This window comes from Rathayibacter sp. VKM Ac-2803, assembly GCF_009807175.1.
In the GTDB taxonomy this organism is placed as follows: Bacteria; Actinomycetota; Actinomycetes; order Actinomycetales; family Microbacteriaceae; genus Rathayibacter.
Genome location: NZ_WUCD01000001.1, coordinates 1,075,690 through 1,091,136 on the forward strand (window position 1 = coordinate 1,075,690; position 15,447 = coordinate 1,091,136).

Below are 15,447 nucleotides of genomic sequence, written 5' to 3' on the forward strand. Positions count from 1 at the left end.
CCGCTCTCGACGCCGCAGTGAAGGTGGCGTCTCGGCGCCCCGCCACACGTCCCCGGCCCCGGATCGCGCGGAAGCACCTCCGGCTCGTGAAATCCGGTTCGGCTCGTCTAAACAGGCGTTTCTGACGAGTCGAACGTGTTCTCGCGAGCCGGAGGTCGTCTCGGAGGGCGGCCGACCGCCGGCGGGAGCACCTCCGGCTCGCAGAATCGCGTTCGGCTCGTCGAAACGGGCGTTTCTCGCGAGCCGAACGTGATGCCGCGAGCCGAAGGTCGTCCGGCGGCGCGGGGCCGGCGCGCGGGACGACGAACGGCCCGGGGGACCTGAGTCCTCCGGGCCGTTCGTCGTCAACGGGTCAGCGCGCGGTGCGGCGCCTGCGGGCGAGGCCGAGCGCGAGCGCTCCGCCGGCCATCAGCGTGAGCGCCGCGGCGGCGGCCCAGCCCGACTCGACTCCGGTGCTGGCGAGTCCCGAGCCGGGGCGCGTGGGCGTGGTGCCGGCGACAGGGGCCGCGCTCGCCGTCGGGTGCGCGCTCGGCGCGACCGTCGGCTGAGCGGTCGGTGCCGTGGTCGGCGCGGTCGTCGGCACTGCAGTCGGCGCGACGGTCGGCTCAGCAGTGGGCGTCGCGGTCGGCTCAGCGGTCGGAGTCGCCGTCGGCGTCGGCACCGGCGCGGCGCCGAACACCTCGGTCGCGCTGCCCAGCGAGGCCAGCACGGTCTCGCCGTTCGCGTCGTCGACACCGTCGTTGTCGGTCACGACGAACACCTCGCCGGAGCCCGTGATGCCGAGCCCCTCGAGCTTCTCCTGCGTCCAGCCGTTGCCGGCCTCGAGCGCGGGCAGCACGTCGGCCGCGAGCGTCTTCTCGAGCACCGGGAGCTCCTCGCCCACGGCCGCACCAGCGCCGTCGGGCAGCGGAACCGTGTAGACCGCCTTGAGCGCCGCATCCGGACCGTTGCGCTTGTCGCGCTCGATCACGGCGAGGGTGCCCGCCGGGGTCAGCGTGATCTCGGAGAGACCGTTCCAGTCGCCCTCGACGCCGGAGGCGGCCTCGAGCGGGTAGCCGAAGAAGCTCCAGCTCTCGTCCGCCACGTCGTAGCGTCCGATCCGCACGATGCCGTCGGCGTCGATCGAGGCCTCGCGCTGCAGCGCGGTCCAGACGATCTCGCCCTCGGCGCCCTGCTCGATGGTCACGCCCTCGAAGCCCTGCGAGCCGAGCGCGTCGGCGACCTCGGTCGGCAGGGCGATGCGCTGCTGCACCGCGCCGTCGGCGTCGAGCTCGAGGAGCGCGTTCTCGGGGCCGGTCGCCCCTTCGGTGACGGCCCAGAAGCCGCCGTCGGCGCGCGCGGCGATGCCCTCGAGGTCGAGGGCCGCCGGCTCACCCGCCTCGGTGACGGTGAGCGACGAGTCGATCAGCGCCGGGGTGACGGAGGTGTCGACCGAGTAGATCTCGCTCGGCGCGTAGGCGCTGTCGCTGACCGCGAAGAGACGGTCGGCGTCGGCCGGGTCGGTCGAGAGGCCCGAGAGGGCGCCCCAGGGCAGCGGCGATCCGTCGACGTCCGCCGACGCGATGGTCGGGAACGCGGGCGAGGAGGCGCCCATCGCGTAGAGCTGCACGCTCGCGCGGACGGCCGCCTCGGCGTCGTCGGTCTCGCTCGAGACGACCAGCAGGTCGCGCTCGGGCAGGGCGAGGAGCCCCTCCGGACCGGGCGTGGACGGCAGCGCCTGCACGAAGCGCGGCGCGGCCGGGTCGCTCACGTCGTAGACCGCGACGAAGTTGGCGCGCTCGGCGCCGACGAAGACGTAGGGCACGCCGTCGTAGGTGGCCGAGAGCAGGCCCTCGGGCTCGGCGCCCTTGGCGTCGGAGCGCTTGTCGGGGTAGAGGCCGAGGCTCACCGCGAGGTGCTCGAACGTGTTGCCGGCGTCCCAGGTGACGGAGCCGGTGGCCGCGTCGAGGATCGACCAGCCGCGGGTTCCGCCCTTCCAGTCGCCCTCGTTCGCGATGGCGATGTGGTCGTCGCCGACCCAGCCGATCGCGTCGGGCTCGCGGGGCACGTCGGTGATCGAGCCGGTGAGCTCGATGTGGTCGTCGTCGAGGGTGTCGATCCCGCTGACGGAGGCGGTGCCCGCCGAGTACGAGGTGACGACGGTGCGGGTGGCCAGGTCGACGATCGCGACGGCGTTGTTCTCCTGCAGGGTCACCGCGACGGCGGTGTCGGCCGGGTTGATCGAGACGTACTCGGGCTCGGGGTCGCTCGGGGTGTCGAGGCCCGGGAGCCCGGTCATGTCGACGTGCTCGGCCACCCACGTGGTGGGGTCGCCCGCGAGGTCCATGACCACGAGCTCGCCGGCGGGCAGCTGGGGGAGGTCGCCCTCCTCGCCGCCCTCGGGGGTGAACTCCTCGTCGCGCTGGTTCTCGATCGCGATGACGGCGGTGTCGCCGGCGGTGGTCACGTCGATGGAGTCGGGCTGTCCGCCGAGCTCGATCGTCGCGACCGGTGCGAGGTCGTCGGCGTGCAGGACGCTGACGTGGCCGGAGGGGTTCGCGAAGTCGCCGTCGCTGGTGTCGACGACCGCGAGCACGTACTCGCCGGTCGCGTAGACCGAGGTGGGCTCGCCTCCGACGCCCACGCCGCCCAGGGGCTTGGGTGCCTCGGGGTCGCTGATGTCGAGGACGTTGATGCGCTGACCGGCCGAGTCGGTCGAGTAGACGAGGCGGCCGTCGGGCGACGCGCTCGAGATCTCGGCGACGGCGGAGTCGACGGCCGGGTCGGCGGCGTTGAGGTACGCGGGCACGGTCGCGATGCGCGTGAAGAAGGAGTCGCCCGCGGCGGCGGCGGGCAGAGCGGCACCGATCGTGCAGCTCGCGAGGGTGAGGGCGATCGCGGCGCCGGCGGCGCGACGGGGGGCGGTGTGACGGGGCACGGGTCTCCTGAGCAGATTCGAAGGGAACCCGCCCACGCTCGCGGCCCCGGATGAACAGCCGGGCTCACGAAGGTGTCCGCGCGGCGAACACGCGGTCGCCGGCCGCAGATCGGGTCTGCACGCCTCCCCTGCTGACTTCGGCGGATCTCGATACGCCCGCCGCGCGGGCTGCTCGATCAGTAAGAAGGGGGCGCCTCGGGTGACGTGACGCCGCCATCCATGCTGGTCGAGTAGCCGCCGCAGGCGGCGTATCGAGACCCGTCTCCCTGCGAACGTCGGCTCTCCGACGCGATCAGCGAGAGGAGGGGGTGAGCCCCTCGCGCGCCGAGCCCCAGGCGGCCAGCGCCGCCCGCACCCGCTCGTCGCGCACGAGCCCGAGCGCCTCCGCGTAGCCGTCCTCGAGCACGTCGTCGATCCGCACGCGCGCCGCGGTCTCGGAGGAGCGCACCGCCGCCTCCACCATCGCGAGGCTCCGCACGTTCGCGTGCACCTCGCCCGACGGCACCTCGCCGGTGCCCAGCACCCGCACGAACTCCGCGAGCGAGCCCGCGATCTCCTCCGGCACCGGATCCAGCGACGCGACCTGCACCGCCTCCGACTCCCGCGCCTGCCACTCCGGAGCCTCGTCGCCGTCCCAGTGCGCCGTGCCGCCGGCGCCGTTGACGCGCCAGTCGCCGTTCCACGACGTCTCGAGGCCATCGGCGCACCAGCTGCCGGTGTAGCTGAAGCGCACTCCGTCGGCGAACTCGAAGACGGCGCTCGCCGCGGCTCCGTCGGCGTACCAGCTCCAGCCGGGGTTGTACTCCTCGCAGTAGACGGCGACCGGGTCGCTGGCGAGCAGGTAGCGCGCCGCATCGAAGGCGTGGATCGCCATGTCGACGAGCAGCACGTGCGCCATCTCGTCGCGGAAGCCTCCGAACCGCGGTGCCTTCGCGAACGTCACCGACGCGGTGCCCAGCTGCCCGAGCCCCGCGATCTGCTCGCGGAACGCGTTGATCGCCGCGTAGTAGCGCCGCGACTGGCTCGTCATCAGCAGCTGCCCCGCCACCTCGGCGGTCGCCGCGAGGATCAGCGACTCGGCGATGGTCGGCGCGATCGGCTTCTCGGACAGCACCGGCAGCCCGGCGAACAGCGCCTCGGAGCTGACCGGCAGATGCGCGCGCGGCACGGTCACGTTGACCACCGCGTCGGCACCGGAGCGGGCGGCGACCTCGGCGACACTGCCGCCGACCGCGATCGGGCCGACTCCCTCCTCCGCTGCCGCCCTCGTGGCCAGATCGACGTCGAGGTCGACCAGCCCGACCAGCTCGGCGTCCGGGGAGTCGCGGATCGTGCGGATCCAGGCGCGCCCCATCGCGCCGGCGCCGACCTGGACCAGGCGCACGGTCATCGGACGAGCGCTCCCTCGTAGTCGTGGCCGGTGTAGAACTGCTCGGTCTCGTAGCGCTGCAGCACCGGGAGGCGGCGCTCGGGCCGCTGAGTCCGCGCCCACTCGACGCCGTTCGCGATCACGCGGCGCACGTGCTCGTGGTGGTAGACGGGGTAGTCCTGGTCGCCGGGGGAGAAGAAGAAGATGCGGCCGTGACCGCGCTTGTAGGTCATGCCCGAGCGGAACACCTCGCCGCCCGAGAACGTCGAGAGGAAGACGAGCTCGTCGGGCGCGGGCACGTCGAAGAACTCGCCGTACATCTCCTGCTGCGGGATGACGAAGGGGTGCGGCACGCCCTGGGCGATGGGGTGCGTGGGGTCGACGGTCCAGACCAGCTCGCGGTCCTCCTCCGAGCGCCAGCGCAGCGTGCAGGTGGTGCCCATCAGCTTGCCGAAGATCTTGGACCAGTGGCCGGAGTGCAGCACGAGCAGGCCCATCCCCGAGAGGACGTGGCGGTGCACGCGCTCGACGACCTCGTCGGCGACCTCGCCGTGGGCGGCGTGCCCCCACCAGACCAGCACGTCGGTGGCGGCGAGGACCTCCTCGGTGAGGCCGTGCTCGGGCTCGTCGAGGGTGGTGGTGCGGACGACGGAGTCGTCGCCGAGGTTCTCGCGGATTCCCTCGGCGATGGTCGTGTGCATGCCATCGGGGTAGATCGCGCGGACCTTCTCCTCGATCTGCTCGTGGCGGTTCTCGCCCCAGACGAGGACGCGGACGGGAGTGGCGGAGGTGGTCACGGGGGTTCCTTCTTCATCGATGGAGGCGCTGCGTCGTGGGACCGGGTGCTGCTGCGGTTAAGCGCTTCACCGGTGCGCGCTCCTAGACTGCGGGAGACCCCCGCCCTGCGTCAACCGCGCACCGGCACCCGATCGCGAGGAGTCGCCGTGGCCACGATGAAGGACGTCGCACGCCTCGCCGGCGTCTCGATGACGACAGTGTCCTTCGTCGTCAACGACTCGAAGCCCGTGACCCCCGAGACCCGCGAGCGCGTGCAGGCGGCGATGCGCGAGCTCGACTACCGCCCGAACGCGCTCGCCCGCGCCCTCGCCCGCCGCAGCTCCCGCATCGTCGCGGTCGTCCATCCGCTCGTCCCGGGCCGCCCGCTCACCACGGCCACGGCCTTCTTCACCGGTGCCGCCGAGGCCGCCGCCGAGAACGGCTACTCGATCGTGCTCTGGCCGACCGTCGGCGGATCGGAGCGGCTCGCCGACCTGCGCTCCGACGGACTGATCGACGGGGTGATCCTCATGCAGGTGGCGTCCGAGGACGAGCGGGTCGCGATCCTCCGCGACGCCGGCACGCCGTTCGCTCTGATCGGCCGCACCCGCGATCCCTCGGCCCTCGACTGGGTCGACATCGACTTCGAGGGCATGGTCGGCCAGGCGATCGAGCGCCTGGCCGGGCTCGGCCACTCCCGCATCGCGCTGGTGCTCGGCGGCGAGGGCTCCGACTTCGGCCCGTACGCGCGCACCGAGGAGGCGTTCGCGCGGATGTGCGCCGCGCGCGGCCTCGCCGGGTCCCTCCTCCGCTGCGACGAGTCGCCGGCCGGCGGCCGCGCCCTGGCGCGCTCGCTCGACGTCGGCGCGGTCACGGCGGTCGTGATCATCAACGGAGGCGCCGCCATCGGCTTCGCACACGAGCTGCGGCACCGAGGCGTGAGCGTCCCCGACGACCTCTCGATCGTGCTGCTCGCCTCCGACCCCGACGTCGCCGACCTCGCCGACCCGGCGCTCGACCTGCTCGTCGGCCCCGGCCACGCCCTCGGCCGCCGCGGCGTCGAGGCGCTGCTCGCCCGTCTCGCCGACCCCGCTGCGCCGCTCCTCCAGGAGCGCATCGGCGGCCCCTGGCGTCCCGGCGGCTCGGTCGCGCCGCCGCGCGCCTGACGCGCGCCGCCGCGCCCCGTCCGCTCCCGAGGGAGCCGGCTCCCGTCGAGGCCGCCAGCTCCAACGGGCGGTCTCGACGGCAGCCGGTTCCCTCGCCGCCGTGCTCGCCGAGCCCGCAGCCCCGGCATGCTGGTCGAGTAGCCCCGGAGGGGCGTATCGAGACCCACCCGCTTCAGCACCTCGGTCCTCAGGCCTCGCCTTCTGGAGCTGGTGGATCTCGATACGCCCGCTGCGCGGGCTACTCGATCAGCGAGGGGCGCCCGGCCCCTCCATGCAGGCCGAGCCCGCAGCGGCCAGCATGCTGGTCGAGTAGCCGCCGGAGGCGGCGTATCGAGACCCACCCGCTTCAGCACCTCGGTCCTCAGGTCTCCCCCTTTGACGCTGGTGGATCTCGATAGGCCCGCTACGCGGGCTGCGGGCTCGATCAGCGAGGGAGGGGCTGCCGGCATGCTGGTCGAGTAGCCGCCGGAGGCGGCGTATCGAGACCCACCCGCGTCAGCACCTCGGTCCTCAGGTCTCCCCCTTTGACGCTGGTGGATCTCGATACGCCCGCTGCGCGGGCTACGGGCTCGATCAGCGCCGGGCGCCCGGCCCCTCCATGCAGGCCGAGCCCGCAGCGGCCAGCATGCTGGTCGAGTAGCCGCCGGAGGCGGCGTATCGAGACCCGCCCGCTTCAGCAGCTCGGTCTTCTGGCCTCGCCTTCTGGAGCTGGTGGATCTCGACACGCCCGCTGCGCGGGCTACTCGATCAGCGAGCTACCCACCGGCGTCAGGGCCACGACCGCGCGGCCTGCGCGTGCGTGTCGACCCAGGCGATCAGGTCCTCGACGGCCGACCAGGCGTCCTTGATCGCCGCCGGCGGCGCGGTGACGGGGAGGCGGGTCAGCGCCGCGTAGTGCTTGAGGCGGAGCAGCGCGATCCGCGGGTGGTCGCGGTCGTACCCCCGCGGGGCCGTCTTCAGCGACGGGCCCGCCAGCTCGAACCCCGCGCTCGTCAGCGCGTCGACGATCTCGGCGAGGCGCGACGCGGCGGTGGGGACCGAGTCGATGGCGGCCCGTGCCCGCGCCAGCTGGTCGCGGCTGGGCTCGTAGAGTCCGCCGCCGACCTCGAGGTGCGCGGCGTTCACGCTGAGGTAGACGCCTCCGACGCTGCCGGCCCACATGCTGGCGCTGGTCCGGTACGGCGACTTGTCGTGGCTGAACCGCACGTCCCGATTGGGGCGCATGACCCGACCGGGTCCGTACTCGGCCTCTGCCTCCGCGAGCAGGTCCTCGAGGGGCTGGCGGAGGACCTCGACGTACTCCTGGCGGTGCTCGTCGAAGAACTGCCGCGAGTTGTCCTTCGTCAGAGCGGCGAGGAACGCGCTCGCGTCCGTCCCGAACCCGGTGAAAGTCATGTCACCACTCTGCCGCGGCGCGTCCGGCTCGGCCTCCCCTTGCGGTCGCCGCCCGGCCACACGCGGGCGACGCCAGGAACGGACGCGCACCGGGGTCTGCGGGGCGACCGGGCCCCGGTTCGCGACCGGTCGACCGGCGCGGCCCCGTCACTCCGCTCCGTGAAGACCGGCCTCAGAAGACCGACCTCAGAAGACCGACCTCAGGGGACGATCGAGTCGATGTAGCCGCCGTCGACGCGGACGGCCGCACCGGTCGTCGCCGAGGCGAGCGGGGACGCGAGGTAGACGACCATGTGGGCGATCTCCTCCGGCTCGATCAGGCGCTGGAGCAGCGACTGCGGGCGGTGCAGGCGCATGAACTCGCGCTCCGCCTCGTCCCACGGCAGGTCGTCGCCGACGAGCGAGCGGGCGAAGTCCTCGACGCCGCCCGTGTGCGTCGGCCCCGCGAGCACGCTGTTGACCGTGACTCCGGTGCCGGCCGCCGTCTTCGCGAAGCCGCGCGAGACGCCGAGCAAGGCCGTCTTCGAGACTCCGTAGTGGATCATCTCGGCGGGAGTGACCACGGCTGAGTCGCTGCCGATGTACATCACGCGCCCCCAGCGTTGCCCGATCATCCCGGGCAGGTAGGCGCGGGTGAGGCGCACGCCGGTCAGCACGTTCACCTCGAAGTAGCGGCGCCACTCGTCGTCCGTGATCTCGAGCGCGTCGGCGCTGCCGAAGATCCCGAGGTTGTTGACGAGCACGTCGACCGTCGGCACGGCCTCGAGCAGTGCGTCGGTGCCGGAGTCGCTCGACACGTCGGCGGCGACCCCCGAGACGGAGGCGCCCGGCACGGTCGCGGTCACCTCCCCGATCGCGCGGTCCACCGACTCCTGCGACCGCGCGTTCACCACGACCGCGGCGCCGGCCCGCGCCAGCCCGATCGCGATGGCGAGGCCGATGCCCTGCCCCGAACCCGTGACGAGTGCCGTCTTCCCCGTGAGATCCAGCCCGATCATCTGCCGCTCCGCTCCCGCGCACCGCCCGCGGGCGCGCTTCCCGTCGAGCGTGCCACACGCGCCACGCCTCGCGCCCGGCGCGATCGATCCGTCGGAGATGCACCGTGCGCTCGACTCGGACGGTGCGTTCGTGACGGATCGACCAGGCGTCAGGTCGAGGGGGACCTTGCGGCTGCGCGACGGCTGCGCGTAGCGTGCACGGGTACCTCGTCGCGAGCCGCGACGTCGGCGCGGCCACCTCACCGGCCGACCAGGCGGCTCGCGGACACGGGGGCTCCCCGCACGGAAGACGGTCCCTTGCGCATCAGCACCGGTACTGCGTCCACGACGCAGACGCTGCCCTCGCACTGACGACCCCCGTGCCCGCCCCCTGAGGCGGACGCCTCCCTCCCCGGGAGCGATGGTTCGTCGTGCGCCGACACCATCACCGGGAGCACTGTGCCCACTGTCATCGCACCTTCCGTCGTCCTCACCGACTGCTCGTTCGCCTGGCCGGACGGCTCGATCGTCCTCGACCGCGTCACCACCGCCTTCGGGCGCGGCCGCACCGGGCTCGTCGGAGCCAACGGCGCCGGCAAGTCCACGCTCGTCCGGCTCGTCACCGGCGATCTCCTCCCCACGAGGGGAACCGTCTCGACCACGGGGCCGGTCGGTCTGCTGCCGCAGCGTCTGGATCGCGGACCGGACGACACCGTCGCCGACCTGCTGGGGATCCGCCCGGAACTCGACGCCCTGCACTCGATCCTCGGCGGCGACGCCGATCCACGGCACTTCGAGGCGCTCGACGACGACTGGGACCTCGAGGCCCGGGCGGTCGCCGCGCTGCACGACGTGGGTCTCGACCTCGACGATCTGCGGCGTCCGGTCGCGACGCTGTCCGGCGGGCAGGCGGTCCTCACCGCCGTCACAGGGGTCCGCCTGCGCGATGCGCCGATCGCCGTCCTCGACGAGCCGACGAACGACCTCGACCGCCGGTCGCGCGGGCTGCTCCTCGACCTCGTCGACCGCTGGCGCGGCACGCTGATCGTCGTCAGTCACGACCGCGAGCTGCTCGAGCACGTCGACGAGATCGCCGAGCTGCGCGACGGTGCGCTCCGCACCTCCGGAGGCTCGTGGTCGGTGTTCGAGGAGCGGCTCGTTCTCGAGCGCGCGGCGGCCGAGCGCGATCTGCGCGACGCCGACCAACTGCTGCGCGCCGAGCGCCGGCAGCGGATCGAGGCCGAGACGACCATCGCGCGCCGGGCGAAGGCGGGCGCCCGATCGGCGGAGTCGATGCCGAAGATCCTCGCGAACGCCCGGAAGAACAGGGCCGAGACGACCGCCGGGCGTCTGCGGGCCGGTCACGGCGAGGCGGAGGCGCGCGCCCGCGAGCAGGTCGACGCGGCCTCGCGGGCGATCCGCGACGACGACACGGTCCGGATCGAGCTCCCCGATCCGGGGCTGCCGGCGGGGCGGCGGCTGGCCGAGCTCACAGTGCGCGGGCGGACCACCGTGCTGCAGGGACCGGAGCGGATCGCCGTCGTCGGGGCCAACGGCACGGGGAAGACGACCCTGCTCGAGCAGCTCGTCGGCGCTCGGGACGCCCGCCCGCATCCGATCGTCGACACTCGCGCGACCGCGCTGACCGACCGGATCGGCTGGCTCCCGCAGCGCCGGGACGGGCTGCTCGACGACGACCGCACCGTGCTCGAGCACGTGTCCCGCGCGGCGCCCGCCGTGCCGACGGGCGACCTGCGCAACGCGCTGGCCCGGCTGCTCCTCCGGGGCGCGATCGTCGACCGGAGGGCCGCGGCGCTGTCGGGTGGGGAGCGCTTCCGCGTGGCGCTCGCCGGCCTGGTCCTCGCGCAGCCCGCTCCGCAGCTGCTCGTGCTCGACGAGCCGACGAACGACCTCGACATGGCCACGACCGACCACCTCGTCGACGTGCTCGCGGCCTGGCGCGGCGCTCTGGTCGTGGTGAGCCACGACGAGACGTTCCTGGATCGCTTGCGACTGGACGCGCGGGTGACCCTCGACCCCGGGTGACCGCCCGCGGAGTCGAGGGTGCGGCCAGAACCTTCTGATCGAGTAGCCCGTGGAGCGGGCGTATCGAGATCCACCAGCGTCAGAAGAACCGGTCGGATGGCCGATCTGCTGGCGGACAGTGGTCTCGATACGCCCCTGCAGGGCTACTCGACCAGCAGGCAGGGGGCGGGCGCTCCTATTACTCATCACCGAGGCGCGAAGCGGTTTCGCCGTTCGTCACAACGCAGGCAGCGTGCACCGGTACCGCGGCCGGCCCGGCCAGCGGGGGTCGGCGGGAGCGGGGACGTCCGTGAATCCGAGACGCCGGTAGAAGCCGATGGCGTCGTCGTCGGTCTCGGCGACGATGACGACTCCCGGATGCCTCCGCCGCAGCTCGCTCACGAGCGCCGACCCCAGCCCCCGCACCCGGGACGCGATGTACTCGATCTCGAGTCCGTCCTCGCGGATCCGCACCGCAGCTAACGCGTCGAGGCCCCCGTCCCCCACCGCTCCGATGATCGAGAGCGTCGGCAGCTCCTCGTCGCGCAGGCGGGCGAGCTCCTCGTCGGGGAGCTCTGCCGCCATCCGCAGCAGCTCGAGGAACCGCGGTGTCGCGAGGTCGGCGGGTGAGAGATCGCGGAGGGCCATCCCCCGATCCTGCCCCCCCCCCCCCCCGTCGCCGCGCCTACTGCGGAGTCGAGGCGGGAGATCCGGGAGTCGCCTCGCGTCAGCCCGAGTGGTGCCGCCCGATCGGCAGCACCAGCGGGGTGCGCGACACGGGGTCCTCGATCACGCGCGACTCCATCCCGAAGACGGCGCGCACCGTCTCGGGCGTCACCACGTCGGCCGGCGTCCCGGAGGCGTACAGCGCGCCGTCGCGCACCGCGAACAGGTGGTCGGCGTAGCGCGCGGCGAGGTTGAGGTCGTGCAGCACGATCACGATCGTGGTGCCGCGGGAGCGGTTGAGGTCGGTCAGCAGGTCGAGCACCTCGATCTGGTGCGAGACGTCGAGGTAGGTGGTCGGCTCGTCGAGCAGCAGCACGTCGGTGCGCTGCGCCAGCGCCATCGCGATCCAGACGCGCTGGCGCTGGCCGCCTGAGAGCTCGTCGACCGGCCGGTCCGCGATCTCGAGGGTGCCGGTCGCGCGCAGGGCGTCCTCGACCACGGCGTCGTCGTCGGCGGAGGCGCCGCGGCCGAACCAGCCGCGGTGCGGGTACCGGCCGCGCGCGACCAGATCCGACACGGCGATCCCCTCCGGCGCGATCGGCGTCTGCGGCAGCAGCCCCACCTGCTGGGCGACCTGCCGTGTCGGGAGGCGGTGGATCGCCTGCCCGTCGAGCAGCACGGCGCCCTCGCGCGGCGTGATCAGGCGCGCCATCGCCCGCAGCAGCGTCGACTTGCCGCAGGCGTTCGCGCCGACGATGACGCTGATCGCGCCGGTCGGCACGGTCAGCGAGAGGCCGTCGACCACCACGCGCTCGTCGTAGGCGAGGGTGACGGAGTCGACGGACAGGGTTCGATGGGTCCCGGTGGGAGCAGTGGCGGGTGCGGTCACAGGGAGCCTCCGGTGCGGTTGCGGCGAGCGAGGAGCCAGAGCAGGAACGGCGCGCCGACGGCGCCCGTGACCACTCCGACGGGGAAGCGTGCGCCGCTGAAGACGAGCCCGGCGACGTACTGCGCGACGAGGTCGGCCGTGAGCACGACGACCACGCCGACGAGGGCGGAGGGGATCAGCAGCGATCGCGCGTCGGGCACGATCCGCCGCGCGATCGGCCCCGACACGAAGGCGACGAACGCGATCGGCCCGGTGGCGGCGGTGGCGACCGCGACGAGTCCGACTCCGACGGCCAGGAGCGCCAGGCGGCTGCGGCGCACGTCGATGCCGAGCGCGGTCGCCGACTCGTCGCCGAGCTGCAGCACCGAGAGCCGGCCCGCGAGGAGCAGGGCGAGGGGCACGAGCACGAGCATCGAGACCGCGAGCGGGGGCACGCCGTCCCACAGCGCCGTGTTGAGGCTGCCGGTCAGCCAGCGCAGCGACTCCTGGACGTCCTCGAAGTCGGCGCGGGTCTGCACGAACGCGATGACGCTCTGGAACATGGCGCCGACGCCGATCCCGATCAGGATCAGCCGCGCGCCGACGACTCCGCCGCCGTCGGCGAGGGAGGCGATCAGCAGCGCCGTCGCGAGCCCGGCCGCGACCGCGATCACCGAGACCGTGGTGCCCGAGAGACCGAAGAACGCGATCGCGACCACGGCGGCCGCGCTCGCGCCCGAGGTGATGCCGATGATGTCGGGGCTGGCCAGCGCGTTCCGCAGCATCGTCTGGAAGATCACGCCGCCCATCCCGAACCCGATGCCGACGAGCACGGCGGTGATGGTGCGCGGCAGGCGGAGGGTGCCGACGGTGAAGGAGGCGCCCGGCACGGTCTCGCCGAGCAGCACCCGCAGCACGTCGAGCGGCGAGTAGACGGTGTTGCCGACGGTGAGCGAGACCACGACCAGCGCGAGGGCGAGGAGCGCGAGGACCGTGCATCCGATCACCGTGCGGCGCAGCCGCTGCCGGCGCCCGGCGACGATGCCGGGACTCGCGACGGCGCTCACAGGGCCCGCACCTTCGAGCGGCGGACGATCGCGATCAGCACCGGGGCGCCGATCAGGGCGGTGACGATGCCGACCTCGATGTCGCTGGGGCGGGCGACGACGCGCCCGAGGACGTCGGCGACGAGCAGGAGCAGCGCGCCGAGCAGGGCCGAGAAGGGGAGCAGCCAGGAGTGCGCCGGTCCGGTGACGCGGCGCGCGAGGTGCGGGACGATCAGGCCGATGAAGCCGATCGGCCCCGCGATCGCCGTGGCCGCGCCGCAGAGCAGCACCGCGGCGACGCCCGCGACGAGGCGGATGCGTCCCACGCGGCGGCCGAGTCCGGTGGCGAGGTCGTCGCCGAGTGCGAGGGCGTCGAGGCCGCGGGCGCTGCCGAGCGCGAGAACCGCGCCGACGGCGACGAACGGCAGGACCTGGACGATGCCGACGGTCTCGGCGCCGCCGACCCCGCCGACCTGCCAGAAGCGGAAGCGGTTGAGGGTCGCCTCCTGCGTCAGCAGCACGGCGGTGAGGAGGGAGGTCAGCGCCGCGGCCGTCGCGGCGCCGGCCAGGGCGAGCTTGAGCGGAGTCGCGCCCTCGCGGCCCAGGGAGGCGACCGCGTAGACGAACGCGCCGGCCGCGGCCGCGCCGACGAAGGCGAGCCAGATGAACTGGGGGAGCGTCGTCGCTCCGACGGTCGCGATGCCGAGGACGACCGCGAGCGACGCGCCGGCATTGAGGCCGAGGATGCCCGGGTCGGCGAGCGGATTGCGGGTCATGCCCTGCATCACCGCACCGGCCAGCCCGAGGGAGGCCCCCACCAGCAGTGCGAGCACCGTGCGCGGCACGCGTCCCTGCACCGCCGCGTCGGCGATCGAGTCGGGGTCGGGGGCGGTCAGCGCAGGCCAGATCTCGCCGAACGGGATCTCGCGCGAGCCGTAGACGAGCGAGAGCACCATCGCGACGGCCAGCGCCGCGACTACGACGACGAGCGCGACGGCCCTCGTGCGACCGGCGCCCCGCCCGAGAGTGTCGTCGGGGGCGGGGCGCCGGTGCGGCAGGGAGGTACCGGCGCTCACGACACCTTGTCGGCGGCGGCGGCGAGGCCCGCGGTGTACTCGTCGAGCACCCACGGGATGCTGAGCAGGTTGGGCGACGAGGTCGCCATGGCCTCGGAGGAGTCGTCGGTCAGCACGTAGACCGAGCCGCGCGCGACGGCCGGGATCTTCGAGAGCAGCGGGTCGGCCTGCAGCGCGGCGAGCGTGGTGTCGTCGCCGTAGACGATCAGCACGTCGGCGTCGAGCTGGTCGGCGTTCTCGGAGCTGAGGGTGCCGCTGAACGCCTCGGAGTCGCCGGTGAGGTCGACGACGCTCGGCGCGAGCTCGAGACCCAGGTCCTCGACGAACTTCACGCGGGCGTCGTTCGCCGTGTAGTAGGTGAACGAGCTGGCGTCGGTGGGGTCGTACCAGCCGTACGTGAAGGTCTTGCCCTCGAGCGAGGGGTGCTCGGCGACCGCGGCGTCGATGTCGGACTCGACGTCGGCGACCTCCGCCTCCGCCTCGTCGGCGAGTCCGAGCGCGGCGCCGTCGAGCTTCGCCGAGTCCTGCCAGGTCGTGCCCCAGGCCAGGCCCGGGTAGGCGACGGTCGGCGCGATCTGCGACAGGGTGTCGTAGTCCTCCTGCGTCATGCCGGAGTAGGCGCCGAGGATCACGGACGGCGTGAGGTCGGAGATGGCCTCGTAGGGGATCCCGTCGGTCTCGTCGAAGAGCGTCGGAGTCTCGTCGCCGGCCGCGTCGAGTGCGTCCTTCGTCCAGGCGAGCAGTCCGTCGCCGTCCTCGTCGCCGTAGGAGGCGCGGGTGAAGCCGACCGGGGTCACGCCGAGCGCGAGGGCGACGTCCTGGTTGGTCCAGCTGATCGCGACGACGCGGTCGGCCGACTCGACCGTGGTCTCGCCGAACGCGTGCTCGACGGTGACGGGGAACGCTCCGCCGCCGGCCGTGGCGGCATCGGTCGCACCGGCGTCGGCGCCTCCGGAGCAGGCCGTGAGCAGCAGGGCGGTGAGGCCGAGCGAGGCGACGGCGGTGAGGCGGAGGGGGGTGCGGGAGGAGGGCACGGACGATCCTTCTGAGGGAGTGACGGGTTGCGAAGGTTAACCTAACCTAACTCCCTGGACGCGCTCAAGGCGGGCGCCGTCGACCCTCCAGAAGTCGTCGTGCTCAGCGCTCGAGTACGACGACTGTCGGA

At 73.4% G+C, this 15,447-nt stretch carries 12 protein-coding genes; 2 read left to right on the plus strand and 10 right to left on the minus strand.

Annotated features, from left to right (window positions below; translation table 11 throughout):
- Positions 1-352 precede the first annotated feature (352 nt).
- The 3 genes from GRS96_RS04960 to GRS96_RS04970 all read right to left on the minus strand — a co-directional run bounded on the left by GRS96_RS04960 (position 353) and on the right by GRS96_RS04970 (position 5,083).
- Positions 353-2,917: an esterase-like activity of phytase family protein gene (locus GRS96_RS04960; protein ID WP_159987886.1), complete on the minus strand. Its 2,565-nt coding sequence runs from the start codon at positions 2,915-2,917 to the stop codon at positions 353-355.
- 292 nt (positions 2,918-3,209) lie between these two features.
- On the minus strand, positions 3,210-4,307 hold the full coding sequence (locus GRS96_RS04965) for a Gfo/Idh/MocA family protein (protein ID WP_159987887.1): 1,098 nt from the start codon (positions 4,305-4,307) through the stop codon (positions 3,210-3,212).
- Complete coding sequence (locus GRS96_RS04970) at positions 4,304-5,083, minus strand: ThuA domain-containing protein (protein WP_159987888.1); 780 nt, start codon at positions 5,081-5,083, stop codon at positions 4,304-4,306. Before GRS96_RS04970 ends, GRS96_RS04965 begins: the two co-directional genes overlap by 4 nt.
- A 156-nt stretch (positions 5,084-5,239) precedes the next feature.
- On the opposite strand from GRS96_RS04970, the gene GRS96_RS04975 reads away from it, so the two are divergent.
- Positions 5,240-6,229 (plus strand): LacI family DNA-binding transcriptional regulator, encoded by a 990-nt coding sequence (locus GRS96_RS04975; protein WP_235022113.1) that lies wholly within the window; start codon positions 5,240-5,242, stop codon positions 6,227-6,229.
- Between the two features lie 768 nt (positions 6,230-6,997).
- Here GRS96_RS04975 and GRS96_RS04980 read toward each other — a convergent pair.
- On the minus strand, positions 6,998-7,624 hold the full coding sequence (locus GRS96_RS04980) for a DUF2461 domain-containing protein (RefSeq protein ID WP_159987889.1): 627 nt from the start codon (positions 7,622-7,624) through the stop codon (positions 6,998-7,000).
- A gap of 200 nt (positions 7,625-7,824) precedes the next feature.
- Entirely contained in the window at positions 7,825-8,619 is a 795-nt protein-coding gene (locus GRS96_RS04985; protein ID WP_159989233.1) for an SDR family NAD(P)-dependent oxidoreductase, read from the minus strand.
- A gap of 441 nt (positions 8,620-9,060) precedes the next feature.
- Between GRS96_RS04985 and GRS96_RS04990 the strand changes: the two genes are divergently transcribed.
- A complete protein-coding gene (locus GRS96_RS04990) occupies positions 9,061-10,647 on the plus strand; it encodes an ATP-binding cassette domain-containing protein (RefSeq protein WP_159987890.1) in 1,587 nt (528 codons plus the stop codon).
- A 216-nt stretch (positions 10,648-10,863) separates the two neighbouring features.
- On the opposite strand, the gene GRS96_RS04995 is transcribed toward GRS96_RS04990, so the two are convergent.
- The 5 genes from GRS96_RS04995 to GRS96_RS05015 form a co-directional block, all read right to left on the minus strand.
- A complete protein-coding gene (locus GRS96_RS04995) occupies positions 10,864-11,274 on the minus strand; it encodes a GNAT family N-acetyltransferase (protein WP_159987891.1) in 411 nt (136 codons plus the stop codon).
- 79 nt (positions 11,275-11,353) lie between these two features.
- Positions 11,354-12,181, minus strand: coding sequence for an ABC transporter ATP-binding protein (locus GRS96_RS05000; RefSeq protein WP_159987892.1), 828 nt, complete (start codon positions 12,179-12,181; stop codon positions 11,354-11,356).
- Positions 12,178-13,227 carry a FecCD family ABC transporter permease gene (locus GRS96_RS05005; RefSeq protein ID WP_159987893.1) on the minus strand — a complete coding sequence of 350 codons (1,050 nt, stop codon included), beginning with the start codon at positions 13,225-13,227 and terminating at the stop codon, positions 12,178-12,180. Before GRS96_RS05005 ends, GRS96_RS05000 begins: the two co-directional genes overlap by 4 nt.
- The gene (locus GRS96_RS05010; RefSeq protein ID WP_159987894.1) at positions 13,224-14,282 is read right to left on the minus strand and encodes a FecCD family ABC transporter permease; all 1,059 of its coding nucleotides are present in this window, start codon (positions 14,280-14,282) and stop codon (positions 13,224-13,226) included. The genes GRS96_RS05005 and GRS96_RS05010 overlap by 4 nt, the downstream gene beginning before the upstream one ends.
- Positions 14,279-15,316, minus strand: coding sequence for an iron-siderophore ABC transporter substrate-binding protein (locus tag GRS96_RS05015; protein ID WP_159987895.1), 1,038 nt, complete (start codon positions 15,314-15,316; stop codon positions 14,279-14,281). The genes GRS96_RS05010 and GRS96_RS05015 overlap by 4 nt, the downstream gene beginning before the upstream one ends.
- Positions 15,317-15,447 lie beyond the last annotated feature (131 nt).